General features: G+C 74.2%; 25 protein-coding genes and 1 pseudogene. 8 read left to right on the top strand and 18 right to left on the bottom strand.

Annotated features, from left to right (window positions below; all coding sequences use genetic code 11):
• A pseudogene (locus tag ACFVS6_RS20550) lies at nt 1-543 on the top strand (2-oxoacid:ferredoxin oxidoreductase subunit beta); the annotation flags it as partial.
• 144 nt (nt 544-687) lie between these two features.
• Nucleotides 688-2268 (top strand): MFS transporter, encoded by a 1581-nt coding sequence (locus ACFVS6_RS20545; protein WP_389705597.1) that lies wholly within the window; start codon nt 688-690, stop codon nt 2266-2268.
• Between the two features lie 96 nt (nt 2269-2364).
• Here the strand turns inward: ACFVS6_RS20545 and ACFVS6_RS20540 are convergent, their stop codons facing one another.
• The 9 genes from ACFVS6_RS20540 to ACFVS6_RS20500 all read right to left on the bottom strand — a co-directional run bounded on the left by ACFVS6_RS20540 (nt 2365) and on the right by ACFVS6_RS20500 (nt 7512).
• Nucleotides 2365-2646, bottom strand: coding sequence for a hypothetical protein (locus ACFVS6_RS20540; RefSeq protein WP_389705596.1), 282 nt, complete (start codon nt 2644-2646; stop codon nt 2365-2367).
• Nucleotides 2643-3014: a DUF6247 family protein gene (locus ACFVS6_RS20535; protein WP_389705595.1), complete on the bottom strand. Its 372-nt coding sequence runs from the start codon at nt 3012-3014 to the stop codon at nt 2643-2645. Before ACFVS6_RS20535 ends, ACFVS6_RS20540 begins: the two co-directional genes overlap by 4 nt.
• Nucleotides 3011-3283 carry a hypothetical protein gene (locus tag ACFVS6_RS20530; RefSeq protein ID WP_389705594.1) on the bottom strand — a complete coding sequence of 91 codons (273 nt, stop codon included), beginning with the start codon at nt 3281-3283 and terminating at the stop codon, nt 3011-3013. The genes ACFVS6_RS20535 and ACFVS6_RS20530 overlap by 4 nt, the downstream gene beginning before the upstream one ends.
• A 143-nt stretch (nt 3284-3426) precedes the next feature.
• Nucleotides 3427-4038, bottom strand: coding sequence for a GNAT family N-acetyltransferase (locus ACFVS6_RS20525; protein ID WP_389705592.1), 612 nt, complete (start codon nt 4036-4038; stop codon nt 3427-3429).
• A gap of 5 nt (nt 4039-4043) precedes the next feature.
• A complete protein-coding gene (locus tag ACFVS6_RS20520) occupies nt 4044-4460 on the bottom strand; it encodes a DoxX family protein (RefSeq protein WP_389705590.1) in 417 nt (138 codons plus the stop codon).
• Between the two features lie 80 nt (nt 4461-4540).
• Nucleotides 4541-5383, bottom strand: a complete 843-nt coding sequence (locus ACFVS6_RS20515; protein WP_389705588.1) for an alpha/beta fold hydrolase — start codon at nt 5381-5383, stop codon at nt 4541-4543.
• Nucleotides 5380-5970, bottom strand: a complete 591-nt coding sequence (locus ACFVS6_RS20510) for a WHG domain-containing protein (RefSeq protein ID WP_389705586.1) — start codon at nt 5968-5970, stop codon at nt 5380-5382. The genes ACFVS6_RS20515 and ACFVS6_RS20510 overlap by 4 nt, the downstream gene beginning before the upstream one ends.
• 71 nt (nt 5971-6041) lie before the next feature.
• Entirely contained in the window at nt 6042-6680 is a 639-nt protein-coding gene (locus ACFVS6_RS20505; RefSeq protein ID WP_389705585.1) for an NAD(P)H oxidoreductase, read from the bottom strand.
• 82 nt (nt 6681-6762) lie between these two features.
• Nucleotides 6763-7512 carry an SDR family oxidoreductase gene (locus ACFVS6_RS20500; RefSeq protein WP_389705583.1) on the bottom strand — a complete coding sequence of 250 codons (750 nt, stop codon included), beginning with the start codon at nt 7510-7512 and terminating at the stop codon, nt 6763-6765.
• Nucleotides 7513-7647: 135 nt separating this feature from the next.
• Between ACFVS6_RS20500 and ACFVS6_RS20495 the strand changes: the two genes are divergently transcribed.
• The 3 genes from ACFVS6_RS20495 (at nt 7648) to ACFVS6_RS20485 (ending at nt 12226) form a co-directional block, all read left to right on the top strand.
• Nucleotides 7648-11085, top strand: coding sequence for a BTAD domain-containing putative transcriptional regulator (locus ACFVS6_RS20495; protein WP_389705581.1), 3438 nt, complete (start codon nt 7648-7650; stop codon nt 11083-11085).
• 159 nt (nt 11086-11244) lie between these two features.
• Nucleotides 11245-11448 (top strand): cold-shock protein, encoded by a 204-nt coding sequence (locus ACFVS6_RS20490; protein WP_389705579.1) that lies wholly within the window; start codon nt 11245-11247, stop codon nt 11446-11448.
• 184 nt (nt 11449-11632) lie between these two features.
• Complete coding sequence (locus ACFVS6_RS20485; RefSeq protein ID WP_389705577.1) at nt 11633-12226, top strand: flavodoxin family protein; 594 nt, start codon at nt 11633-11635, stop codon at nt 12224-12226.
• A 96-nt stretch (nt 12227-12322) separates the two neighbouring features.
• Here the strand turns inward: ACFVS6_RS20485 and ACFVS6_RS20480 are convergent, their stop codons facing one another.
• On the bottom strand, nt 12323-12907 hold the full coding sequence (locus tag ACFVS6_RS20480; protein WP_389705576.1) for a GNAT family N-acetyltransferase: 585 nt from the start codon (nt 12905-12907) through the stop codon (nt 12323-12325).
• An 88-nt stretch (nt 12908-12995) separates the two neighbouring features.
• Here ACFVS6_RS20480 and ACFVS6_RS20475 point away from each other — a divergent pair, with 88 nt between their 5' ends.
• Nucleotides 12996-13532, top strand: a complete 537-nt coding sequence (locus ACFVS6_RS20475; protein WP_389705574.1) for a GNAT family N-acetyltransferase — start codon at nt 12996-12998, stop codon at nt 13530-13532.
• A gap of 24 nt (nt 13533-13556) precedes the next feature.
• Here the strand turns inward: ACFVS6_RS20475 and ACFVS6_RS20470 are convergent, their stop codons facing one another.
• The gene (locus tag ACFVS6_RS20470; protein ID WP_389705572.1) at nt 13557-14396 is read right to left on the bottom strand and encodes an NAD(P)H-binding protein; all 840 of its coding nucleotides are present in this window, start codon (nt 14394-14396) and stop codon (nt 13557-13559) included.
• A gap of 94 nt (nt 14397-14490) precedes the next feature.
• Here ACFVS6_RS20470 and ACFVS6_RS20465 point away from each other — a divergent pair, with 94 nt between their 5' ends.
• Nucleotides 14491-15510, top strand: a complete 1020-nt coding sequence (locus tag ACFVS6_RS20465) for a cupin domain-containing protein (RefSeq protein WP_389705570.1) — start codon at nt 14491-14493, stop codon at nt 15508-15510.
• Here ACFVS6_RS20465 and ACFVS6_RS20460 read toward each other — a convergent pair.
• The 4 genes from ACFVS6_RS20460 to ACFVS6_RS20445 form a co-directional block, all read right to left on the bottom strand.
• Nucleotides 15450-15947, bottom strand: a complete 498-nt coding sequence (locus ACFVS6_RS20460) for a hypothetical protein (protein ID WP_389705569.1) — start codon at nt 15945-15947, stop codon at nt 15450-15452. The genes ACFVS6_RS20465 and ACFVS6_RS20460 overlap by 61 nt on opposite strands.
• A 178-nt stretch (nt 15948-16125) precedes the next feature.
• Nucleotides 16126-17010, bottom strand: a complete 885-nt coding sequence (locus ACFVS6_RS20455; RefSeq protein WP_389705606.1) for a serine hydrolase domain-containing protein — start codon at nt 17008-17010, stop codon at nt 16126-16128.
• Between the two features lie 18 nt (nt 17011-17028).
• On the bottom strand, nt 17029-17355 hold the full coding sequence (locus tag ACFVS6_RS20450) for a hypothetical protein (RefSeq protein ID WP_389705568.1): 327 nt from the start codon (nt 17353-17355) through the stop codon (nt 17029-17031).
• A gap of 134 nt (nt 17356-17489) precedes the next feature.
• Nucleotides 17490-17912 carry a hypothetical protein gene (locus tag ACFVS6_RS20445; RefSeq protein ID WP_389705566.1) on the bottom strand — a complete coding sequence of 141 codons (423 nt, stop codon included), beginning with the start codon at nt 17910-17912 and terminating at the stop codon, nt 17490-17492.
• A 179-nt stretch (nt 17913-18091) separates the two neighbouring features.
• Between ACFVS6_RS20445 and ACFVS6_RS20440 the strand changes: the two genes are divergently transcribed.
• Nucleotides 18092-18520, top strand: coding sequence for a hypothetical protein (locus ACFVS6_RS20440; RefSeq protein WP_389705564.1), 429 nt, complete (start codon nt 18092-18094; stop codon nt 18518-18520).
• A 32-nt stretch (nt 18521-18552) separates the two neighbouring features.
• Here ACFVS6_RS20440 and ACFVS6_RS20435 read toward each other — a convergent pair whose 3' ends face one another.
• The 3 genes from ACFVS6_RS20435 to ACFVS6_RS20425 form a co-directional block, all read right to left on the bottom strand.
• Nucleotides 18553-21186, bottom strand: a complete 2634-nt coding sequence (locus ACFVS6_RS20435) for a DUF6493 family protein (protein WP_389705562.1) — start codon at nt 21184-21186, stop codon at nt 18553-18555.
• Complete coding sequence (locus tag ACFVS6_RS20430; protein ID WP_389705560.1) at nt 21183-22616, bottom strand: SWIM zinc finger family protein; 1434 nt, start codon at nt 22614-22616, stop codon at nt 21183-21185. Before ACFVS6_RS20430 ends, ACFVS6_RS20435 begins: the two co-directional genes overlap by 4 nt.
• Nucleotides 22617-22721: 105 nt before the next feature.
• A complete protein-coding gene (locus tag ACFVS6_RS20425; protein ID WP_389705559.1) occupies nt 22722-23609 on the bottom strand; it encodes an NAD(P)-dependent oxidoreductase in 888 nt (295 codons plus the stop codon).
• Between the last annotated feature and the right edge of the window lie 120 nt (nt 23610-23729).

Below are 23729 nucleotides of genomic sequence, written 5' to 3'. Positions count from 1 at the left end.
GCCATCGGAGCCGAAGCGACCTTCGTCGCCCGCACCATCGACTCCGACCGCAAACACCTCACCGACGTCCTGCGCCGGGCCGCCGACCACCAGGGCACCGCACTCGTCGAGATCTACCAGAACTGCAACATCTTCAACGACGGCGCCTTCGACGCCCTCAAGGACAACGAACAGGCCCGCGAAGCCGTCATCCGCCTCGAACACGGCCAACCCATCCGCTTCGGCACCGACAACGACAAGGGCGTCGTACGCGACCCCGACACCGGCGAACTCCACGTCATCGAGATCACCCCCGACAACGAACACCGCGTCCTGATCCACGACGCCCACACCACCTCCCCCACCACCGCCTTCGCCCTCTCCCGCCTCGCCGACCCCGACACCCTCCACCACACCCCCATCGGCGTCCTGCGCAGCACCCACCGACCCGTCTACGACACCCTCATGGCCGACCAACTCGACACCGCCGTCGACCAGCACGGCAAGGGGGACCTGCGTACCCTCCTGGTCGGCCACGACACCTGGACCGCCACCGGCCGGTAACGCCGGGACCCCGGGGTCGGCATCGGGTTCGGGACGGGGACGGTCACCGGGATCGGCACCGGTGCGGGCACCCGCACCGGCACCGGAACAGGGCCGCAACCACATCCGAACCGAACCCGAAGCACACCCCCGCACAGTGCACCCATGACACCGACGACGACCTCTTCCACGCCCTCCCCGGACGCCCCCGGAAACACCCGAAACCCCCACCCCCGGCCGGCGAAGGCCGGCGCCCGCCAGTGGCTGGGCCTCGCCGTACTCCTCCTCCCCGTCGCCCTGATGACCGCCGACCTGGGCGTCCTGTGGCTGGCCACCCCGTACCTCACCGCCGACCTCCACCCCTCCAGCAGCCAACTGCTCTGGACCACCGACATGTACGGGTTCATGACCGCCGGGTTCCTGGTCATCATGGGCACGCTGGGCGACCGCATCGGACGCCGCAGGCTGCTCCTCGCCGGCTCCGTCGGGGTCATCGCCGCCTCGCTGCTCGCCGCGTACGCCCCCGACCCGCAGACCCTCATCGCGGCGCGGGCCCTGCTCGGCGTGGCGGGGGCCGCGGTGCTCCCGTCCACCCTGGCCCTGATCACCCACATGTTCACCGACGCACGGCAGCGGGCCACCGCCATCGCCATGTGGGTCACCGCCCTCTCCGTCGGGATCGCGATCGGCCCCGTCGTCGGCGGCGTCCTGCTGGACTCCTTCTGGTGGGGCTCGGTGTTCCTCCTCGGAGTCCCGGTCATGGTCCCCGTCGTCCTCCTGGCACCCCTGCTGCTCCCCGAGTACCGCGACCCGTCCGCCGGCCGCATCGACCTGCCCAGCGCCGCACTGTTCCTCCTCGCGATCCTCCCCGTCGTGTACGGCATCAAGAAGCTCGCCGAGTTCGGACCGCAGGCCACCCACCTGGCGGCCATCGCGGTCGGCGCGGTCTTCGCGGTCCTCTTCGTCCGCCGCCAGAACCGGCTGGCCGCCCCGCTCCTCGACCTGCGCCTGTTCACCCACCGCGCTTTCACCGGAGCCCTGTTGACCCTGCTGCTCGGCATGATGGCCCTGAACGGCATCGAGTACCTGGTACCCCAGCACCTCCTGGCCATCGGCGGTCTGTCCCCGCTCACGGCGGGCCTGTGGCTGCTGCCCGGCGCGGCCGGGCTCGTCCTCGGCTCCCAACTCACCCCGGTGCTGGCCCGCCGCACCCGCCCCGCGCACGTGATCCTCGGGGGCCTGGCCGCCACGCTGCCCGGGTTCTGGTTGGCCACGCAGCCCGGCGTGCCGGCGGTCTCCCTGGGCCTCGCGCTCGTCATGTTCGGCATCGCCCCGATCAGCGTGCTCGGCACCGCGCTCGCCGTGGGATCGGCCCCGGCGGAGAAGGCCGGTTCGGCCGCGGCGACCGGCCAGACCGCCTACGACCTCGGGCTGGCCCTCGGCATCGCCGGTACCGGCAGCGTCGCGGTGGCCGTCTACCGCGACGAGGTCGCCGCCACCGCCCCGCCCGGGCTGCCCGCCGACGCCCTCGCCTCCGCCCGCGACACCATCGGCGGCGCGACGGACGCGGCCGCCCAACTCCCCACCGCCCTCGGCTCCGACCTCCTGACCGTCGCCCGGGACTCCTTCAGTACCGGCTTCCACACGGCGTCCCTGGTCAGCGCCGCCCTGGCCGTCCTGACGGCGGTCGCGGTGGCCGCTCTCCTCCGCCACATCCCGCCGATCGGCAGCAGCACGGAACCCTGACCGGCCCCACGAAGAGCCGGGCACCACCACCCGGCGACACCCCGGCATGACGGCCTCCCCCCGAGCGCCGCCAGGCCGGGGCGCCGGCGCGCCGGCTCACAGGTCGGTGTACGGGGGGATCACGCGGACGATCGCGACGAGACGGAGCCGGGGCAAGGGGAGGGCGTGGAACCAGCCGTCCGAGAGGAGCGGAATCCGCCGCAGCCCTCCGGGGACGCCACGACGGGCGCCCTCGCCGATGTCGTTGACATCGACTCCGACTTCGGCGAGAGCGATGAGCTCGGTGGCCAGCCGCTCGACCTCGGCGACGACGTGAGAAGGCAGACCCTTGACGACGTGCCCGGCATCGGGGTCGTACTCCCACCGCCAGTCGCTCAAGACCCGCCGCCATGGTCCGGACCGGCCTCTGAAGCAGCCTTGTCCAGGATCCGTCCGATCTCCGCGGCGATCGCCCGCCCCTCCTCCACGTCGCTCACGTGTGCCGCGCGGGCCTCCAGGTGCCGCAGCCGCGCCGCCAGGTCCGGGTGCCGCTCGATCGCCACGTGCAGTGCCCACTGGCGCAGGAAACGGCGCATCGGTGCCGAACTGACTTCCTGCCGTGCCCGGGCGACGGCCGCCGCACGCTCGGCATCGAAAGTGGCCACCGCATCCGGCGCGATCCGCGTCAACGCCGCCCGGAGCTCCTCCACGGTGGCCGCCGGCTGCGGCACACCACCGGCCCCGGCAGGTTCGGCTGCGAAGCTCATGCGGCGTCCTTTTGCCCATTGCCCTGCCGGCGCCGGTGCGCGGCGGCCAGGGTGGAGACGTGCTGGCGTGACCAGCCGACCTGGGCGGCGACCGCCGCGGGCCCGCCCCGTTCGTACCCGGCGGCGATACGGCCGGCCGCCTCACCGAGGGCGCCTCGCGCCTGCTCCAGAGCCATGGTGCATTCCTCGACCTTCTGCGCCAGCCGGTCCAGGTGCCGGGCTTCGCCCGGGTCCAGCGCCACGTGGGTCGGGCGGGGTGAGGTCTTCATGACCCGAGCGTGTCCCATGTGCCCCACCATCGCAAGCGCGCTTGACAATGTCGATCGCGGTGGATCCGGTGGCTGCGAGGGAGGCGCACGGCGGGCTGTGGTGTCGACCCGCCGGCAGCCGACCGGCGGGTCGGTGAACCGTCTCAGGCGGGCCCGTCGGCCGGTCGGGGTTCGCGCCACATCGTCCAGAGGGTGGGGCCGCCGCCGGGCAGGTGGACCTCCTCGCGGATCGTGAAGCCGAAGTGTTCGTAGAAGGGGAGGTTCGACGGCTTCGAGGACTCCAGGTGGGCCGGCAGGCCCGACGCGTCCGCCCGGGCGAGGCCCGAGCGCAGGAGGGCGGCTCCGTGGCCCCGGCCCTGGGCGGCCGGGTCGGCGCCGATGAGCGACAAGGACCAGTGCGCCTCCCCGGGGGCGTGCCCGGCGGCCGTTTCGACGGCCGCGCCGAACAGCTCGGCCCGGTCGCCGAGGATGTCCCGGAGTTCCCGGATGGTGTCCGCGTCGGGTACGGCCTTGGCCTGGGCCTCCGGCGCCACCCAGAAAGCGGCCGCCGAGTCGGTGCGCTCGCACACGCCGTGGTGGACGTACTGCCGGGTGAAGAGCGTGGCGAAGTACCGGCCCAGCGCGGTCTCCCTGACCGCGTCCTCGGGGAAGAACCAGCGCATCATCGGGTCGTCCTCGAAGGCCCTGGCCAGGGTGCGGCTGATCAGGGACGTGTCGTCGAGCGTTGCAGTTTTCGGCACGTTCGGTATCGGCATGAGCGTCATTCTGCACCCGATGATCTTGAGGAATGGGACGGGGTACCGGTTCGGAACGCCCCGCCGCGGCCTCCCGCCGCCGGTCGGACGAGGGCGAGGACGGCGACTGCGGGAGCGGCGTAGATCATGGGAAAGGCGACGTGCGCGTAGGCGCGGGCGCGCACGACGGTGATGACGGCGCCGGTGAAGTAGAGGACGAGGCCGATCGCGGCCGCGACGCCGACGGCGGGGACGAACAGGCCCACGACGAGGCCGGCGGCCCCGGCGACCTTGGCGGCGCCGAGCCGGTTCCACCAGCCGCGCGGGACGCCGTACGCGGCGAGGGGTTCGACGGTGAACCCGGCGCCGAAGAAGATCGAGGCGCCGGAGAAACCGGCCATGAAGGCGGCGACCAGGGTGACTACGGTGGCGGTGGTGGACATCGGGGCTCCTCGCGGCGGGCTCGTCGTGCTGGACACCCCCATGACCCGCCGCGAGGAACGGATGTGACAGCCGCCCGGAACTATTTCTCCCGCGAGAGTTCCGCGAGCAGCACCGCGGCGAACTCCCCGGGGTGCTCGGTGCAACCGACGTGTCCGCCCGGGAACTCCGCGAAGCCCGCCCCGGTCAGCTCCGCCAGCCTGCGGGCCGGCCCGTACAGGGCCGGCATCGCGCGCGAATCCCGTCCGGCCGCCAACACCAGCCGGTCCGCGGCGGCCCGGAGCGCCGCCACGTCCGGCACGCTCGACGTGAACGGACACAGGACGTGCTCCAGGAACACGGGCAGGTTGGCGTACATGCGCGGCGCCATCTCCTGTACCTCGGGCGGCAGTTCGGTGGCCTCCTCCCGGTCCGGGCCCTCGCCGAGTCCCGCCCCGAGGTGGGCCATCGCAGCCGCCGCTCCCCGGGCCCGGAACACCTCGCGCACCTCGTGGAACATGGCCCGGTACGGCGCGGGATCCTCCAGCGCCTCCACCAGCGGCGGCTCGTGCGCCACGACCCGGCGCACCCGCTCCGGATGACGGGCCAGCAGGTCCAGCGCGGCGACGGCTCCCGCACTGCAACCGAGGACGTACGCCGGCTCGTGCGGGGAGTGCAGTTCGAGCAGCCGGTACGCGTCGTCCGCCCAGTCCGCCACCCGATGGTCGGCGGCGGGCCCGTCGAGCGGGCTGCGGGACTGGCCGCGCGGATCGAAGGACACCACCGTGTACCCGCCGGCGGCGAGGTCCCCGGCCATCCCCGCGTACAGTCCGGCGTCCGCCCCGCCGCCCGGGATCAACAGCAGTACCGGGCCGCTGCCCCGGCGCTCGTGGTACAGGGTGGCGCCGGGCACGGCGAGGGCGCCGGTCGTGGGGGTCGTGTTCATCGGTCGGTGCTCCCGTCGGGCCGCGGCGGCCAGTTCTCCAGCAGGACGTGCAGTGCGTCGAGCGAGCGTGCCCAGGAGTCCCGCACCTCACGGGAGTGCCCGAAGCCGCCGCTGAGTTCGAGGTGGACGTAGCCGTGGAAGGTGCTGCGCAGCAGCCGCCCCGCATCGGTCAGGTCCGGTTCGGTCAGCCCGTAGCCGCGGAGCATCCCGTACGTCAGCTCCACACTGCGGGCGAAGCCCTTCGAGCCCGCCACCTCGTCGGGGTCGAACCGCATCTGCGTCGCCGCGTAGCGGCCGGGGTGTTCCAGGGCGTACGCACGGTAGGCGTCGGCGAAGCCGACCAGCGCGTCCTTGCCCGACCGGCCCGCGACGGCGGCCGCGATGAGGTCCGTCATCTCCTCGGAGGCCAACAGGGCGACCCGGACCCGCAGGTCCCGCAGGCTCCGGACGTGCGCGTACAGGCTGGCGTCCTTGACGCCGAACCGCCGGGCGAGCGCGGACAGGGTGACCTTGTCGAGCCCCTCCTCGTCCGCCATCGCGGCTGCCGCCAGCGTCAGCACGCCGGGGCTCAGTCCCGCTCTCACCATTCGGCGCCTCCCTCAGTCGAAACTTGTGCTCCTAGGGAAAAACCTAGAGGTATTAGGAAGCGTGGGCAACGTCATTTCCGGCCGGACGCCGCCGCCCCGTCGTACGCCCCCGCCCCGTCGTACGCCGTCACCGCGGCGTCGGCTGCGGCGAACACCTCCCGGGCGCGCTCCGGCCGGAGCGCCTGCGGAACCCCCGAGAACTCCGTGCCGTGCAGCAGCCGCACCTGCGCCCCCTCCACCCCGCAGAACTCCGACACCCCCACCCGGAGCTGGATTTCGAGGGCGGCGCCGAGCCCGGAGCTCTCGTACTCGGCGGCCGTGCCCCCGGCCAGCCCGAGCCACAGCATCCGCTTCCCCCGGAGCGTCGGGGTGCTCCGCCCGTACGCGAAGCCGTAGTTCCACACCCGGTCGATCCAGCCCTTCACCACGGCCGGCGGAGCGAACCACCACACCGGGAAGACCACCACCACCTCGTCGGCCTCCTCGACGCGCCGCATGTGGGCGTGCACCTCGGGCGAGTACCGCTTCCCCCGGTCCTGCCAGTCCGGTTCGTCGATCGGCGTCAGCCGCGGGTCGAAGTCCTCCGCGTACAGGTCCAGGAGGTCCACCGTGTTCCCCTCCGCCCGCCGGCGGAGCCGGATGCGCTCCGCCACCTGCGCCGTGAGGGAATCGCTGCGGGGATGGGCGAGGACGAGCAGGGTCCGGGTCACGACGAACCTCCATGGAGGGGAGCGGGGCGGGGGGAGCGGGGGCGAGGGATGCGGGACGCGGGCGGGGTGACGGGACGCGCCGTCAGATGCCCAGCCCCGAGCCTCCGCTGACGTCGATGTTCTGCCCGGTCACCCAGCGGGCGTCGTCCGTGGCGAGGAAGGCGACCACATCGGCGACGTCGTCCGGCTGCCCGACCCGGTCGAAGACGGAGAAGCCCGCCGCGTGCGCCTTCGCGGCCGGATCGGCCATCCACGGGTGGATGTCGGTCTCGATCGTCCCCGGCGACACCGCGTTGACCGTGATCCCCCGCGGGCCCAGCGTTTGGGCCAGGGTCAGCGTGAGCACCTCCACCGCGCCCTTGCTGGCGGCGTACGAGGTCATCCCGGGGAAGGCGACCTTCGTGACGCCCGACGAGACGTTGATGATGCGACCGCCGTCCCGCAGCCGGTCCAAGCCCTTCTGGATGATGAAGAACGGCGCCTTCGCGTTGACCGCGAAGACCTTGTCGTAGTCGGCCTCCGACACCTCGTGGATCAGCCCCGGACCCGCGATGCCCGCGTTGTTCACCAGGATGTCCACCCCGTCGGCGTGCTCGTCGAAGGCCGCCCACAGGGCCTCCGCGTCGCCGGGCAGCCCCAGCTCGGCCCGGATCGCGAACGCCTGCCCGCGCGCCGCCTCGATCGTGCTCACGGTCTCCTTCGCGGCGGCCTCGTTCCCCGCGTAGTGGACGGCTACCCGTGCGCCCCGCGCCGCCAGTGCCAGCGCGATGCTCCGGCCGATGCCCCGGCTCGAACCGGTGACCAGTGCCGTCCTGCCGTCGAGCTTGCCCATGACGCTCTCCTTCTCGTGCGTGTTCTCCTCGCCGGCGCCCTTGCGGCTCCGACAGGAGGAACACTGCGGGCGAGCGGCTCGGATCCGGTTCGGAACCCGTTACGGCCCTGTTCGGGGCCGGGTTACGGTGATCACATGCGATTCGGGGTGCTGGGACAGCTGGGTGTCTGGACGGCCGACGGAACACCCGTGAGGGTGCCCGAGCTGAAGGTGCGGACCCTGCTCGCCTCCCTCCTCGTCGACGCGGGCCGGCCCGTCGCCGTCCACCGCCTGATCGACGACCTGTGGGGCGAGGAACTCCCCGGCAACCCGACCCGGGCGCTCCAGGCCAAGGTCTCGCAACTGCGCCGGGCCCTCGACGAAGCAGAACCGGGCGCGCGTTCCCTGATCGAGTCCCAGGCACCCGGGTACGTCCTGCACACCGGGGACACCACCCTCGACACCGCCGCCTTCACCGCCCTCGCCGGCCGTGCCCGCGCCACCGCCGAACCCTCCGTCCGCGCCGCGCTGTTCGCCGACGCCCTCGCCGTCTGGCGCGGCCCCGCGTTCGCCGGCTTCGAGGCGGAGACCTTCACCCGGGCCGCCGCGGACCGCCTGGAGGAGGAGCGGCTCCTCGTGCGCGAGGAGCGGGCCGAGGCCCGCCTCGCCCTCGGCGAACACGCGGAGCTCGTCGGGGAACTCGCCGAGCTCGTCGCCCGTCACCCCCTGCGCGAACGGCTGCGCGCCGCACACCTGCGGGCCCTGTACGGCGCGGGCCGGCAGAGCGAGGCGCTCGCCGGGTACGAGGACCTGCGCGCCCGGCTCGCGGACGAACTCGGCCTCGACCCCGGCCCCGCGCTGACCGAGCTCCGCCAAGCCATCCTGACCCAGGATCCCGACCTCATGACCCGCCCGCCGAGGCCCGCGGCCGCGGCGGGAACCCCGGTCGGGCCGTTCGCGGTGCCCGCCGCGGGTTCCGGCGCCGCGCTCCCCGGCACCACCGCCCCCGCCCGCACCGCCCCCGGCCCCACCGCCACGGGCACCGACCCCGCCCGCACCAACCTGCCCGCCGCGCTCACCCCGCTCCTCGGCCGTGACCGGGCCGTGGCGGCCGTGCGCGAACTCGTCGCCACCCGCCGCCTGGTCACCCTCACCGGCCCCGGCGGGGTGGGCAAGACCCGCCTCGCCGTCGAGTCCGCCACCGGCCTGGAGACGGGCTTCCGCGACGGGGTCTGGCTGGTCGAACTCGCGGCCGCCGCCCGCCCGCCCCGTGCCGGGGACCCGCCCACCACCGAGGTCGCCGAGGCCGTGGCCACCGCCCTCGGCATCCGCGACGACGCCGTGTGGGGCATACCCGCCCCCGACCAGCGGCGACTCACGCCCGACCGGCGCCTCGCCGCCACCCTGCGCGACCGCGAACTGCTCCTCGTGCTCGACAACTGCGAACACCTCGCCGACGAGGTCGCAGCCCTCACCGAATTGCTCCTGCGCACCGCCCCCGGCCTGCGCGTCCTGACGACCAGCCAGGAACCCCTCGCGCTCGCCGGCGAAACCCTGTGGACCGTACCCACCCTCGAACTCCCCTCGGCCGTCGAGCTGTTCACGGCCCGCGCCACCGCCGGCGCGCCCGGCCTCGTCCTCGACACCGACGACCGGGAAACCGTCGAAGCCATCTGCCGCCGCCTCGACGGCATTCCGCTCGCCCTGGAACTCGCCGCGACCAGGGTCCGCGCCCTGGGCACCCGGGGCGTCCTCGACCGCCTCGACGACCGGTTCCGTCTGCTCAGCTCCGGCCGGCGCGGCGCACCCGCCCGCCAACAGACCCTGCGCGCCGTCATCGACTGGAGCTGGGACCTGCTCGGCGCCCCCGAACGGGCCGTACTGCGCCGCCTGTGCGTGCACGCCGAAGGCTGCACCCTGCGGGCCGCCGAGGAGGTGTGCGCGGGCGACGGGACCGGAGCCGCCGACAGCATCGAAGCCGCGGACGTCCTCGACCTGCTGGCCCGCCTCGTCGACCGCTCCCTGCTCACCCTCACCCACACCCCGGCAGGCCCCCGCTACCGGCTGCTCGAATCGGTCGCCGCGTACTGCGCCGAACGCCTCGACGAGGCCGCCGAGACGCACGCCGCCCGCACCCGCCACCTCACCCACCACCTCGCCCTGGCCGAAAGCGCCGCCCCCCGGCTGCGCACCGCCGACCAGCAGGCCTGGCTGGAGCGCCTCGACGCCGAGGCCGCCAACCTCCGGGCCGCCCTCGCCCACGCCGTCACCACGACCCCGCCCGTGACGACGACCCCTTCCGCGTCCCCGTCCCCGTCCACGCGTGAGCCGGCCGACCCCACCGCGTCCGCCGACGCCGCTCTGCGCCTGGTCGTCGCCCTGTCCTGGTACTGGGTCCTGCGGGGCCGCCTCGGCGAAGGAGGCCGCTCCCTGGAAGCCGCCCTCGCCGCCGCCCCGGCCGGAGCCGCCCCCGCGCTCCGCGCCCACGTCGAGGTGCTGCGCGCCGGATTCGCCGTCATGGCGGGGGAGGGGGCGGACCGTGCGGACCGCGTCCACGAAGCCCTGCGCGCCCACGAGGACAGCGCCACCGCACACGACCTCGCCCGGAGCCGCTGGTTCCTCGCCCACGCCCTGTGCGTCACCGGCGACTTCACCCTGGGCCGGGAGCTCACCGCCCTGGCACTGGAGGGGTTCACCGCCGCCCGCGACGACTGGGGCACGGCCGCCGCGCTCGCCGACCGCTCCGCCCAACGGCTGATGCGCGGAGACCTCGACGGAGCCCGCCTCGACGGCACCCGCAGCGCCGCCCTGTTCACCGCGACCGGGGACTCCGCCGCCCTGCTGGGCACGGTCTACCCCCTCGCCACCCTCGCCGAGATCCACGGCGACTACCCCGAGGCCGCCCGCCTGCGGCAGGAGGCCCTGGAAACCGCCGAACGCCTCGGCCTGACCACCCAGGCCGCCGACCTGCTCTCCGGCCTCGGCCGCGGCGCCCTGCTGAGCGGCGACCTGGACGCCGCGCACGACCTGCACGAACGCTCGCGCCGACTGGCCGCCGAACAGGGCTTCCAGGCCGGGGAGATCAACGCCGTACTCGGCCTGGGCCTCGGCGCCCGCCGCGCCGGCGACATCCCGGCCGCCGAGGCCCACATGCGGCGCGTCCTGGACTGGCACCGCTCCGTCGGCCTCGACGGGGCCAACGCGCTGGTCCTGGCCGAGCTCGGCCACTGCGCCGAACTGCGCGGCGACGCCGCCGGCGCCCTCGCCCTCCAGGAGGAGGGCCTCGCCACGGCCGCCACCACCGGTGACCCGCGCGCCCTGGCCCTCGCGCTCGAAGGACTCGCCGCGGCCCTGGCCCGGTCGGGCCGGAGCGCCGCGGCGGCCGCGCTCCTCGGTTCGGCCGATGCCGCCCGCCGCCGGGCCGGAGCCCCGCTCCCCCCGGCGGAACGCGTCGACGTGGACCGCGTCACGGCCTCGGCCCGCACCGCCCTCGGTCCGACCGCCTTCGACCGCGCGTTCCTCCACGGCGCCGGCCACCCTCCGGAAACGGCCTACGACCGCCTCGCCGGGTACGGGGGCGCGGTCGATTCCTGACCATCGGCCGAATGGGTGAGCGGTGCGATCCCGCCACGCCGGCGAGCGGTCCCGGCCCGCCGCCAACCTGCCCGTTTTACCGGCCGACGGCTGGGGAGTAATGAGCGCGGGAGCCGGACGCGACGACAGCGCGAGGCCCCGACGAACGGAAGGCACGGCATGGCTCAGGGGACTGTGAAGTGGTTCAACGCGGAGAAGGGGTTCGGGTTCATCGCCCCGGACGACGGCACCGCCGACGTCTTCGTGCACTTCTCCGCGATCGATTCGACGGGCTACCGCTCGCTGGACGAGAACCAGCGGGTCGACTTCACCACCTCGCAGGGCCCCAAGGGTCCGCAGGCCGAACAGGTCCGCCCGATCTGACCGGAGCACGTCGGGTCCGCCGGGCGGCGGACCCGACGGCCGACCGGGGGCGGGGAGCGGCGGGCCCGGGGTGTTCGGGGCTCCCGGGGCGGACCTGACGGATCGGACCGGAGGCCGGAATATCCCCGGCGGGCGGGGAGGTTGGAGGCGTCGACCACCACCGATCGCCCGTACCGGAGCAGACATGACCACCGACGCCGCCCGCTCGTTCCTCTTCGTCCTGGGCAGTTCCCGGCCCGACGGCAACACCGAGATCCTCGCCCGTACGGCCGCCGCGCAACTGCCGGCCGACGTCCCGCAGCAGTGGGTGGACCTGGCCAGGCTCCCGCTCCCCGACTTCCAGGACGGCCGCCACGAGGGCGACACCTGGGCGGTCGGTGAGAACGAGGAGACCCTGCGGCGGGCCACCCTGGAGGCCACGGACATAGTCCTCGCCTCACCCCTGTACTGGTACACCCTCTCCGCCAACACCAAGCGGTACCTCGACTACTGGTCCGGTTGGCTGGCGGTCCCGGAGCTGGACTTCAAGCGGCGCATGGCGGGCCGCACCCTGTGGGGCGTCACGGCCATGGCCGACCACGACGAGGCCGTCACCGACGGCCTGACCACCACCCTCACCAACACGGCCGCCTACCTGCGGATGCGCTTCGGCGGCGTCCTCCTCGGCAACGGCTCGCGGCCCGGCCAGGTGCGGAACGACGAGCGGGCGATGATCCGCGCCAAGACCTTCTTCGAGGGCGAGGCCCCCCTCGCGCACTTCCCCAACGAACAGCCGTAACAGCAGTACCGAGCGAAGCCGTCGAAGCCGTCGAAGCAGTCGGAAGAGGCCGGGCCGCAGCCGCGGCAGCCGTCCGGGCGCGTCGCCGTCCGCGGGTCAGGACGTCCCGCGGCGGCGCACGTGCAGATGACCGTCGAGCGGGAAGGCGGGCGGCGCCGCGGGCAGGATCCGGTCGAAGGCGTAACCGCCCTTCCGCGCGACGCCGCACGAAGCCCGGTTGTCCTCCTGGTGCAGGAGTTCCAGGAACTCCAGGAACCCCGGACCGTCGGCGCCGAAGGCGTCGAACGCCCACCCGGTGACCGCGTCCAGCGCCCGCGACGCCACGCCCCGTCCCCGCGCGTGCGCGGCCGTCCAATAGCCCACCTCGGCCGACGCCTTGCCCGGCGCGACCTCCTTCAGCGAGACGCCGCCGACGAGCCGCCCGGGCCCGGCCGCCGCCCCCGGCGGCACCTCCCGCACGGCGAACCCGAACCGCGTGCCGGCCTCCCACGCCAGGCGCTGCTCCCGCACCCACGCCGTCCCGTCGGCCGCGTTCACGACGGGGGAGCCGGTCCAGCTGCCGAACGCCGGGTCGCTGACCACCTCGACGAGCGCGTCGACGTCCCGCACGCCCCAGGGGCGCAGTTCGAGCGCGGGAGCGGACGGCGTCGCACCCGCCCGGAGAGTCACGACGGAATCCATCGGCCCAGGATAGGGCGGAGGCACCGCCCCCTTCGGTCCGGCCGACCCGCCCCTCCCCATCGCTGAGCCGGCGCGGTTGGATGGATCCATGTCGACACCGACCGGCCCCCAGTGGGTGAAACTCGCACTCGACCTGAACACCTTCGACGCCCGCCGCTTCGGCGCCTACGTGGCGCGGGCCCGCACCCAGGGCATCCGGCTGACCACGTTCGACGAACTGGGGGACACCCCCGCGCACCGCAGGACGCTGTACGAACTGAACAGGACCTGCTCCGCCGACATCCCGGAACGGGGCGAGTTCCACACGTTCGACGAGTACCTCGGACGCCGCTTCGACACCCCCTCCTACGACCCGCGCGGCATCGTCGTCGCCCTGGACGGCGACACCTGGGTGGGGATGGCCGCCACGTCCCACCACGACGGCCACCTCTTCAACGAGATGACCGGCGTCCTGGCCGGCCACCGGGGCCGCGGCCTGTCCATCGCCATGAAGACGATCGGCACGCGGTTCGCCGGACTGTACGGGGCGCGTCAGATCCGCACCGTCCACCACCCGGCCAACACGAACGCCATCGCGATGAACCGGAAGATGGGCTTCGTCGACGCCGACTGGCCCTACCCCTGACCTCCCCCACCGCCGCGGGCCCCGTCAGCCGTGCCACACCCCGGTTCCCGCGGTGGACGTGACGTACGCGGAGAAGTCGCGGGGCGCGCGGCCCAGGGCCTGCCGCACCCCGTCGGCCGGCTCCGCGAACAGGTCGTCACCGATCCAGCCGTACAACGTGTTCAGCAGGTCGACGTGGTCCCCCGACAGCCCGTGCCGCTCCGCGGCGTACGTCGCGAAGTCCTCCGGGGACACGGGACGGTAGACGAGGCTCCGGCCGGTGGCCCGGGCGATCCCCTCGGCCACCTCGCGCAGCGGCACCGGTCGCGGCCCGGTCAGCGCGTAGGACCGGCCGGCGTGGCCGTCCTGCGTGAGCGCGGCCACGGCGACGTCGGCGATGTCGTCGGCGTCGACGAACGGCTCGCTGCCCTCCCCGGCCGACATCACCACGTCCCCGGCGAGGACCTGCGCGCGGAAGAACGGGTCCTCACTGAAGTTCTGCGCGAACCAGGCGGGCTTCAGGACCGTCCACTCGGCGCCGGACTCACGTACCGCCCGCTCACAGGGCAGTTTCTCCTCCCCGTCCGGCACGACCCAGTCCCGGGCGGACAACAGCACCAGCCGCCGCACCCCGCGGGACACGGCCAGCTCGGCGAAGGACCGCATCGACGCCGCCGCGTCGGCGAGCTGCGAGTCGACCAGGTACGCCGCGCCGACGCCCTCCAACGCCCGCTCCCAGGTGTTCGCGTCGTTCCAGTCGAAGGGCGCGGGCCCCTTCCTGGAGCCCACCCGTACCTCGTGGCCGCGCTCCGCGAGGCGCGCGACCACACGGCGTCCGGTCTTTCCCGTACCGCCCAGAACCAGGACCTGCTGTTTCGTCGTCATGCGACCAGTCAAACCGGCCCCGGTGAGCGGCAAAATGGTTCTCCCGCTCACATCGATGTTCCGGCGTCTCACCGACAGGTTCTAGGCTCGCCGTATGGACGCACTGGCAAGCCTGCTTCACGAAGTGCGGTCGGACGGCGCGCTGTTCAGCCGGAACGTGCTGGCGTCGCCCTGGTCGGTCCGGTTCGCCGACCGGTCCCCCCTCACCCTGCTCACGATGCTCCGGGGATCCGGCTGGATCCTCCCCGGCGGTGAGGGCGCGGGCGCCCGGCCCGTGGCGCTCGCCGAGGGCGACGTGGCCGTCGTCGTCGGCCCCGAGCCGTTCACCATCGCCGACGAGTCCGCTCCCGCGACCCGCCCCCTCTACGTACGGCACGGCCCCGACCACTGCACCACGGCCGACGGCGAGGAGGTCTCCGACGACGTCATCCTCGGCCTGCGCACCTGCGGGAACACCGCGGACGGTCCGAACGTCCTGCTGACCGGCAGCCACCAGGTCGGCGGACGCGTCTCCGAGCGGCTGCTGAGCGCCCTGCCCCGGGTGCTCGTCGTACGCAACGGCGGCGAGCCCGGACCGATCCTGGAACTCACCGCCCTGGAGGTCGGCCGGGACGACCCCGGGCAACAGGTGGTCCTCGACCGGCTCCTGGACCTGCTCCTGCCGGTCACCCTCCGGGAATGGTTCGCCCGCCCGGAATCCGATCCCCCCGGCTGGTACCGCGCTCTCGGCGACCCCGTCGCGGGGAAGGCGCTGCGCCTCATGCACGACCGGCCCGCGCGCCCCTGGACGGTGGCGGCACTCGCGGCGGAAGCCGGTGTCTCACGTGCGACGTTCGCCCGCCGCTTCGGTGAACTCGTCGGGCGACCGCCCATGGCCTACCTGGCCGGTTGGCGCCTCGCCCTGGCCGCCGACCTCTTGGCCCGCACCGACGCCACCGTGGAATCCATCGCCCGGCAGGTCGGCTACCGCAGCGCCTTCGGCCTGAGCGTCGCCTTCCACCGCGTTCACGGGATCCGTCCCGGCGAGCACCGCGCCGCCGCCCGGCAGGGGCGTCAGTACACCAGCCGGTACGTCGAGTCCTTCGGGACCGGGTGCGGCGCCTCGTCGGTGTAGAGGATCCGGAGCGTCGTGAAGCGGTCCAGGTCGGGGTGGTCGGGCCAGCGCTCCGGGTTGGCCAGGGTCACCGTCACCGGGTACGGGCGGAAACGACCCGCCGCGCAGTAGGGGCGGCAGTCGTTGACCATGTCCGTGCCCGTGGCCGTCGCGGTGTGCGACCCCCAGGTCTTCCAGTGCAGGTCGACGAGGCGGTTGTTCCCGTCGCCGCAGGCCAGCAGGTACTCCTCGGGCCGCACCTGGGCCTGGTCGAAGCAGTCGACGACCACGACGGGATCCGGGGCCGGGGCGATCTGCGCGGAGGCCGGTACGGCACCCGCGACGAGGGCCGCCGCCGCACACGCGATGGTTGCCGTCCGCAACCCGAACCGTGCGCCGTGACGTGCCCGGAACCCGACTGTGCGGGCGGGCCTGCGACCGTCCACCGAAGCGTCCACGACACCCTCCTCGCCCTGCGACCGATCACACCCAGCCTCTCCCAGATGTGCCGTGCCCGCATCAGCTGACGCGGCCGTTACGTTCCGTCGACCACGTGTCGCTCGGGGAGTCCGCCCGTGGACCGCCCGCCGGCGGTCCCGTCGACGCGACCGCCTCCCTGGTCGCGGCGCGGGCGGGCTACTCCGGTTCGGTGGGCACCGGGGCGGGCCAGGCGTGCTCCGGGGTCACGATCGAGGTGACCGTGTTCCCGATGATGGAGGACAGGTTCTTCCCGTCGTGGTCTACGTCGGAGTTGACGAGGACGACGAGGGAGGCGTTCTCCGCGGGGAGCTGCGCGGCGATGGATTCGTAGCCGGGTATCTCGCCGTTGTGGCCCAGCCATCCGTTGGTGTCGAGGATGCCGAGACCGTACGAGATGCCGGGGAAGCCCGTCGGGAGCGTCCGCAGCCGTTCCGCCTGCGTCTTCGCGGTCAGCAGTCGGCCGTCCGCCAGGGCGGGGACCCAGGCGCGCAGGTCGTCGAGGTCGGAGACGACGGAGCCGGCGGCCCACCCCCACGAGGGGTCCCAACCGGTGGCGTCGGCGACGGCGCCGTCGGGCGTGAAGTCGCTGTACCCGTGGGCGTGCGGGTCGGGCATGGTGCCGTCGGTCGCCAACGACGTGTCGGTCAACCTCAGCGGCGCGAACACCCGGTCCCGGAGGAAGTCACCGAGGCGCTGCCCGCTCACCTTCTCGACCAGGAGCCCGAGGAGGATGGTGTTGGTGTTGCTGTAGTCCCACTTGGCGCCGGGTGCGAAGCCCGGCGGGTGCGCGAAGGCGACGTCGAGCACCTGGCGCGGGGTGTACGCGCGGTGCGGGTCGGCGCGCAGGCCCGCGAGGAACTTCTCGTCCCGGGTGTAGTCGAAGAGACCGCTCCGCATGTCGGCCAGTTGTCGCACGGTGATGGTGTCCCCGCCGGGGACGCCGGTCACGTACCGGGAGATCGGGTCGTCGAGCCCGACCTCGCCCCGGTCCACCAACTGGAGGACGGCGGTGACGGTGAAGGTCTTCGTGACGCTGCCGATCCGGGTGAAGAGGTCCGCCTACATGGGGGCGCCGGTCTTCTTGTCGCCGACGCCGAAGGACTTCTCGTACGTGCCGCGGCCGGGTACCCACACGCCGACGTTGAGGCCCGGGATCCCGGCCTCCTTCATGACCTTCGTGATGGCCGCGTCGAGCCGCGCCACCGTGGCCGGGTCGAAGTCCTGGCGGGCCGGGGCGGCGGTGCCCGCGCACAGGGTCACCAGGAGGACGGCGACGGCCGCGGGCACGCCGGCGCGGCGGTACGGGTACGCGCGACCCGGGGACGTGCGGGATGCGCGGGCCATGCGGGCCATGGGGGACGTACGGGGCGTGCGGGACCTGCGCATGGCCGGTCACCTTCGATTCACCTCGACCGGACGTCGTCGATCCCCCCGAGGCGTCCCCACCATCCTAGGATCGCCCGCCCGACCGGGCGACCCGGCCCGGGACCGCGCCGTCGGGACGGCAGTCGGGCTCTCCGTCAGGCCCGGCGGTAGGTCCGGCGGGCGGACAGGTGCGCGCGGACGGTGTCGCCCCGCCACAGCTTCGTCTCGCCCTCGTCCCACTGGTCGGGCGCGGGCCACCGGCCGCGACTGATGTCGGACCTGACGGTGTCCGGCTGCAGGTTGGCCGCCGCGGCGATCTCGACCACCGTGTACAGGCGGTCGGGATCGAGCTGGGCGGTCTCCCGGATGTGGTGTTCGCTGAAGAAGGCGGCCACGGCTGCCGGGTCGAACTCCTTGTTGCGACCGCGCTTGCCGGTGCTCTCCGGCCAACGCGCGTGCCGGCCCCACCGGGGGTTCTCGGAGATGTAGCGGGCGCTCATCCCGTAGTGCGCGGCTATCTCGGTGTAGGTGACGCCGATGCGGCCCCTCGGAGGGACGGGAGCGCTGTTCTCTGCCATGCGGCCGGCTTCCTTTGTTCGACTTCTGCTGGACGGCGGAGGTGGGCGGGCCGCAACGTCGTGGTCCGGTCCGCCTGCGGGTCCCGTCACCCGCTTCCTGCCGCGCGGCGGCATTCAATCGTATGCAACCATGCCCGGACAAACAGGAGTTGGACTCGCAACATCCCCTTCATGGGGAGGTGGGGGTAACCGTGACGGGCCTGCTGTTGGAGCTCCTCCTCGGATCGCTGCTGACGCGGGGACACGTCCGCAGGCAGGCCGAGGAACGGAGCCGGCGGTTCGCGGAGGGAACGGAGGTCGGCTTCGCCGCCTGCGTGCTCGGGGAGCGCCCCTACTGCCGGAACACGACCCTGGTGTTCCTGTGGGCCGCACCCACCACGCTGCACCTCACACCGACGGAGTTCCCGGAGCTCCATCGCGGTCCCGTCCCGACGGACCGGATGGAACTGATCGCGATCCGTCCCCGGGAGCGCACCGACCCCCGGCTGGTGCAGCACGGCTGGAAGGTGGCCGAGGTCCGGGACGGCGGGGCCGACGTCCTCATCGGATGCGACCCCGCCGCCATGGAACTGTTGGCCGCCGTCATCGGGGGACCGCGCTCCCCCTGACGAAGGCCCCCGCCCGGGCCCCACCTACGGGGTCAGCCGCCCGATGCCGGGTCCTGCGCGTTGCGACGCAGGGCGTCGCGCAGCCGGGCGGCCTGCGTGACCAGGCGCGACCTGCCGCCCCGTGCCGCGACCTCGGCCAACCCGGCCGGCTCCGGCGCGACCACACCGGCCTGCTCCACGCACTCGGCGGCCGTCGCCAGCAGGTCCCCGGCACCGCGCGGATCGGCCGCGCCCGTGAGCAGCGCGGGCAGTGCGGCCGCCAGTACGGCCCAGGTCGTCGCGTAGGCGCCCGTCGCGGCGGCGGTGCCCACCGAGTCGGCGAGCCGGTTCGGCTTGACCGTGCCCAGGGCGAGCAGTTCGGCCAGGTCACCGCCGAGGCGCACGGCGTCCAGATCGCCCGCGGCCGCGAGGGTGAGGAGGGCGTCCACGGCCCTCAACCGGTCCTCGGGATGCCGGGCGCCGAGCCCCGTGGCCACCGCCAGGTGCAGGGCCGGTCCCGCCGGCCCACCGGCCCCGGCGAGCAGGGGCAGCGCGACCGCGCCCTCACGCGCCTCGTGCACGGACCCGGCCGTGACGAGGGGCAGCCACCAGGCGGCCAGGGTCTCCCGGTCCTCGGGCAGGACCGCGATCAGGACGGCGTCCTCGCCGCCGTCCCAGCAGCGGTCGCCCGACTCACGGGCGCCCGCCAGTTCGTGGAACCGATGCGGGAACTCGCGCAGAACGGACTTCCGCTTCCCGGTGTCCATGACCAGCCGCTCGGGCGTCCCCCCGCCGTACGGGTACCGCACGGCGGGCGCGGTACGCCGGGCCACGGCCACCGGCTCCCCGCCGGCGCCCAGCCAGGAGGCCAGCCGGTTCCCCGCGGGCGTGCCCAGGGCGGCGGCCTCGGGAATCACGGCCGCGTCCCGACGCACCCGCAGCAGGGCCTGCGCGAAGTCCGCCGGCGCGGGCTCCGCACCCAGCCGGCCGTACTCGGCCAGCCGCGCGACCAGCACGCGCGCGTCCAACGAGCCCGTGTCCAGGGTGGGCGTGGCCAGCAGGAACGGCAGCGACCCCGAGGCGACGCCCCGCGCGGCCTCGACCACGCGCGCGTGCACGACGGCACGCAACGCGGTGTGGTGGCAGTCGCTGCGCCACGACGCGAGCGTCTCGCCCGGCGTCCCCGTCGGCCGCGCGTCCAGCACGGCGGCGGCGACGTGTTCCAGGCCGGGCAGCTCGTGGGAGTAGTAGCGTGCCTGGTCCGGATCGAGCCACCAGCGGCCCGCCAGGGCCGGCCGCAGCGCCCCGGCAAGGGCCGCCCGGTCCCGGTGCGCGTGCCGCACCAGCCCGTCCAGGGCGCGCTCGAACTCCTCCACCCCGGCGGTGCGGGAGTTGACGACGGCCGCGACGAGCTCCACGGTCTCGGCGACCGTCCCCGGGGCCGGGGCGATCGGGGCCGGCGCCACGGGCGGCGGCAGGATCTCCTCGTACGGGCCGGGTTCCCCTTCGGGAGCGGCGCCGTTCCCGAAGACCTCCACCGCCCGGGCCCGGTGGGCCGGACTCAGCAACCGGGCCCGGTCGGCGAGCTCGGCCCGCAGGTCGGGATCGTCGGTCAGGTGCGCCGCGACCAGCTTCAACGCCCGCTCCTGGATGTCGGTGTCCGCGTGCCCGAAGGCCTCGGCGAGCTCCGGCAGCACCTCGGGCGCGGCCGCGGCGTCGCGAGTGAGCTCCTTGCCGACCAGCACGAGCTGCGCACGGACCAGTTTCTTCTCGGGGCGGAACAGGACGGCCGCCGACAGCTCGGCGAGCATGCGCGGGGTCAGCCCACCCGCCGCGGCGACCCGGCCGAGGATCTGCAGGGCGTACCCGGCGACGGCGGACGGGGCGTCGGAGGCCAGCGCGATCCAGTCGGCGACCCGCGCCCGCTCCTCCTCGACGGTCGGGACGAGCGCCTCCAGGATCGCCTGGTAGGGCCTCAGTTGGGCGGGCTTGCCGCCGCGCAGCAGCCGGGCCGCGCACCCGTCCAGGAGGACGCTCCGGTCCACGCACCCCTCGTCGGCCAGGGTGGCCAGCGCGGTCGGCCAACGGTTGGGGTCGTCCGCGATCCAACCCGGGGTGAGGGCCCGGATCGGTTCGGCCGTCTCGAACAGCCGCGGGACGAGCACGGAGACGTGCGGGTCCCGGCGCAGGGCGTCCACGAGCGGGGAACGGGACGCCCCCACGGCCGCCGCCCAACCCTCGACGCAGCCGTCGGTGGTGGGCATCGGGCAACCGGAGAGCCGGACGAGTTCGCTGATCAGCGGGTAGTCCTGCTCGGCGGTCGCGGCCCGGGCGGCCAGCCGGTGCGCGAGGTCACCGAGCCACTTCGGATTCCGGCCGGACAGTACGTCGAGCAACGCGGCGGTCAGCGGCTCCGGCCGCCACCGGCGCAGATCGGCGGCGCCGATCCAGGCGGCCGCGGCCGCCGCCCCCGGCAGGCAGCCGGCGCCCGCGACGACCAGGGCCGGACTCATCAGGTCCCGGTCCTGCCGGCGCTCCCAACGCGAGGCCCGCAGCTCGCGCCGCAACTCCTTCAGCGCGACGAGCAACACCTTGCGCTCCGCGGGTTCCAGCGGCTTGAGGAGTCCCGGCAGGGCGGCGGCACGGCCGGCCCGTACGGCTTCGAGGACGTCGTCGGTGGCGTTCATCGTGCGGCTCCGGAGATGACGTCGGAGGGGGCGGTCGAGCCGTCGGAGGTGACGGAGGTGGTGGAGGTGGCGGCCCGCAGGGCCATCCGGGTGGCCAGGGCGTGCTTGCAGGGGCCCCGACGGCCCCGGTGGTCCGCCCACCACTGGCAGGTGCAACTGAGCGCACCGCCCGACTCGCGCACCTGGTAGCGGCGTTCACCCGAAGCCACCACGGCGGTACCGGCACGCTCCAGGGTCACCGCGCCCGCCTCCAGCAGGGCCCGGGCGGCCACCAACCGCGGGTTGTGCCGCTCGGCACGCCGGGCGTCGTAGGGCAGTTCGCGGTGGAAGTACGCGGCTTCGGCGATGTCGTACCCGACCCGACCGGCCGTCCCGAGACGGGTCAGGGCGGCCCGTACGCGGTCCACGGGCAACCCAGACTGCTCGGCGAGGTCGGCCGGATCGATCCGCGGCTCCCAGGCGAGCAGGACCGAGATCAGCTCCGCGTCCTCGGCCGCCGCGTCGGTGGCGAGCGCCTCCAGCACACCACCCTCACCGGAGAACCCGCGGTCGGCCTCCGGCGACAGGGTCAGCGTCAGACGCATCCCCGGCAGCCCCACCTCCCAGGCGGAAGCGGTGGGATCGGCGCCGGCCGGCGGGGGACCGTACACGCGCAGGCCCGTGGCGTGCCGCAGTACGCGCTGGAGGGCGGCGAGACGCTCGGGGCCGGGCAGGCAGACCGCGCCGGGCACCGGCCGGGTGGTGGGGCGCAGCGTACGGCCCGCGGGAACCACCCACAGGGCGCCGCCCGCGGCCCCGCCGCCGACCGAGGTGCGCGGCAGCGACCGGAGGAAGCGCACCGTCTCGGCGGCGTTCAGTTCGGCGCGGAGGTCGAAGCCGGTGGTGACGGCCTGGGACTCGGCGAAGCCGCGCAGCCAACGCTCCGGAAGCGGAACCTTCTTCTCGACGACCGGCCCGTCGAGGGTGGTCACCGCCATCTCGTCGGGGCCGACCCGCAGGTGCAGCGGGTCGTCACCGCTCAGCCGCGACAGCGCCTCGCGCAGCGGGTTGTTGACGTCGACGTTGGTCGTTCCGTGCCCGGTGTCGGCGCCGCGCAGACCGTCCGGCAGCACGTCCAACCGGGCGTACACGCCACAGCACCCGGAGAACGACTCGAACCGCAGCCGGTCGCCGTTGCCGGTGACGACCGGGTCGAGGGAGGCGCGCAGGGTGCGCATCCAGTAGCGGGCCGCCGCCACGTCGGCGACGGCGAGCAAGGCCCGAGCGGCCGCCTGGGGCGCACTCAGGAACCCGGCGAAGAACCGGGGGTGGGCATCGGCCCCGGTGGGGGTGAGACCCCCCGCCGTCTCCAGGTTGAGCGCCCGACCCGCCTCGGCGGCGGTCAGCGAGGAGGGACGTGCGTAGGCGAAGGTATGTGCGGTCCGCGTCATGTTCGAGACGCTAGGCCGCCCCACTGACAACGCCCTCCGACGGCGACGCGGACGCCGCCGGGAGCGGGGCACCCCCACCCGGCAGCCGGGCCGCCCCCACCCGGATCAGCGGCCGGCGCGCAGGGACTCGATGGTGCGCGACAGGCTGGAGGCGGCGTGACCGGAGTCGACCTGGTCGTCGAACAGGCGCTGGAGCGGCGCGAGGAGATCGGTGGACAGGCCCTGCGCCTCGGTCGTGGCCAGGATGTTGCGCAGACCCACCGCGTTGATCTCCAGGTTGGAGGTCGTCGTGTCGTACTCGCCCCGGTCGATCTCCTCCGCGAAGGCCGGCAGGGCCTCGGCGGCGGCCGTCAACCACCGCACCAGTTGCGAGGTCACCGCGGCCGCCTCGATCCCCTCCGTACCGGCGAGGGCCACGGCCTGGAAGAAGCCCGAGAACATCCCGTACATGCCGCTGAGCAGAGCGGTGTCGTAGACGGAGGACAGGTCCGGCGCCGCGCCGACGAAGACGCCCTCGCCGATCAGGTCGAGCGCCGGCCGGTGCTGCCGGTAGGCCGCTTCGTCGCCGCTGTAGAGGACGAAGGACTCGGCGGTGCCGATGGTCTGGGGCACCGCGTACACGGCGCCGTCCACGTACGCCGCCCGCTGGTCGGCGACCCATGCGCCCAGGTCACGGGCGGCCCCGGGGGTGCCGGTGGTCAGGTTGACCAGGGTGCGCCCGGTGAGGGCCCCGGCGGCCGGACGCAGCAGCTCACCGACGGTGTCGTAGTCGAGGACGGTCACGACGACGAGTTCGGACGCCGCGACGGCCTCGGCCACGGTGGCCGCGAGGGTGGCGCCCCGCGAGACCGGGCCGTCGGCCTTGGCCGCCGACCGGTTCCAGACGGTGGTGGGATGCCCCTGGGCGAGGAATGCGTCGGCCAGCGCGCGGCCGAGGTTGCCCAGGCCGATGACGGTGACGGGGGTTCGGGGGGTGGCGGTCTGCGCGGTCATGACGGTGTCTCCTTCGAAGACGACGGGTGCGTTTCCTGCTGAACGGGGCTCAGCCTGCGGCGCCGCGCTGCCGGTTCGCCGTACGTCGGCTGCCGGTCGGCCGGCGGTCGCCGGCGGTCG

The sequence above is a fragment of the Streptomyces sp. NPDC057939 genome (genome assembly GCF_042887545.1).
Taxonomy (GTDB): domain Bacteria; phylum Actinomycetota; class Actinomycetes; order Streptomycetales; family Streptomycetaceae; genus Streptomyces.
Note: the sequence above shows the minus strand (reverse complement) of the source record. Positions and strands in the feature narration are given on the sequence as shown.

Bases quoted from the DNA above. Each gene is read 5' to 3' on its own strand.
- ACFVS6_RS20510 (WP_389705586.1), bottom strand. From the start codon at position 5,970: ATGGTGAGAGCGGGACTGAGCCCCGGCGTGCTGACGCTGGCGGCAGCC.
- ACFVS6_RS20475 (WP_389705574.1), top strand. From the start codon at position 12,996: ATGTCGACACCGACCGGCCCCCAGTGGGTGAAACTCGCACTCGACCTG.
- ACFVS6_RS20450 (WP_389705568.1), bottom strand. From the start codon at position 17,355: ATGCGCAGGTCCCGCACGCCCCGTACGTCCCCCATGGCCCGCATGGCC.
- ACFVS6_RS20490 (WP_389705579.1), top strand. From the start codon at position 11,245: ATGGCTCAGGGGACTGTGAAGTGGTTCAACGCGGAGAAGGGGTTCGGG.
- ACFVS6_RS20530 (WP_389705594.1), bottom strand. From the start codon at position 3,283: ATGAAGACCTCACCCCGCCCGACCCACGTGGCGCTGGACCCGGGCGAA.
- ACFVS6_RS20435 (WP_389705562.1), bottom strand. From the start codon at position 21,186: ATGAACGCCACCGACGACGTCCTCGAAGCCGTACGGGCCGGCCGTGCC.
- ACFVS6_RS20545 (WP_389705597.1), top strand. From the start codon at position 688: ATGACACCGACGACGACCTCTTCCACGCCCTCCCCGGACGCCCCCGGA.
- ACFVS6_RS20500 (WP_389705583.1), bottom strand. From the start codon at position 7,512: ATGGGCAAGCTCGACGGCAGGACGGCACTGGTCACCGGTTCGAGCCGG.
- ACFVS6_RS20430 (WP_389705560.1), bottom strand. From the start codon at position 22,616: ATGACGCGGACCGCACATACCTTCGCCTACGCACGTCCCTCCTCGCTG.
- ACFVS6_RS20485 (WP_389705577.1), top strand. From the start codon at position 11,633: ATGACCACCGACGCCGCCCGCTCGTTCCTCTTCGTCCTGGGCAGTTCC.
- ACFVS6_RS20445 (WP_389705566.1), bottom strand. From the start codon at position 17,912: ATGGCAGAGAACAGCGCTCCCGTCCCTCCGAGGGGCCGCATCGGCGTC.
- ACFVS6_RS20515 (WP_389705588.1), bottom strand. From the start codon at position 5,383: ATGAACACGACCCCCACGACCGGCGCCCTCGCCGTGCCCGGCGCCACC.
- ACFVS6_RS20495 (WP_389705581.1), top strand. From the start codon at position 7,648: ATGCGATTCGGGGTGCTGGGACAGCTGGGTGTCTGGACGGCCGACGGA.
- ACFVS6_RS20425 (WP_389705559.1), bottom strand. From the start codon at position 23,609: ATGACCGCGCAGACCGCCACCCCCCGAACCCCCGTCACCGTCATCGGC.
- ACFVS6_RS20465 (WP_389705570.1), top strand. From the start codon at position 14,491: ATGGACGCACTGGCAAGCCTGCTTCACGAAGTGCGGTCGGACGGCGCG.
- ACFVS6_RS20535 (WP_389705595.1), bottom strand. From the start codon at position 3,014: ATGAGCTTCGCAGCCGAACCTGCCGGGGCCGGTGGTGTGCCGCAGCCG.
- ACFVS6_RS20480 (WP_389705576.1), bottom strand. From the start codon at position 12,907: ATGGATTCCGTCGTGACTCTCCGGGCGGGTGCGACGCCGTCCGCTCCC.
- ACFVS6_RS20470 (WP_389705572.1), bottom strand. From the start codon at position 14,396: ATGACGACGAAACAGCAGGTCCTGGTTCTGGGCGGTACGGGAAAGACC.
- ACFVS6_RS20520 (WP_389705590.1), bottom strand. From the start codon at position 4,460: ATGTCCACCACCGCCACCGTAGTCACCCTGGTCGCCGCCTTCATGGCC.
- ACFVS6_RS20525 (WP_389705592.1), bottom strand. From the start codon at position 4,038: ATGCCGATACCGAACGTGCCGAAAACTGCAACGCTCGACGACACGTCC.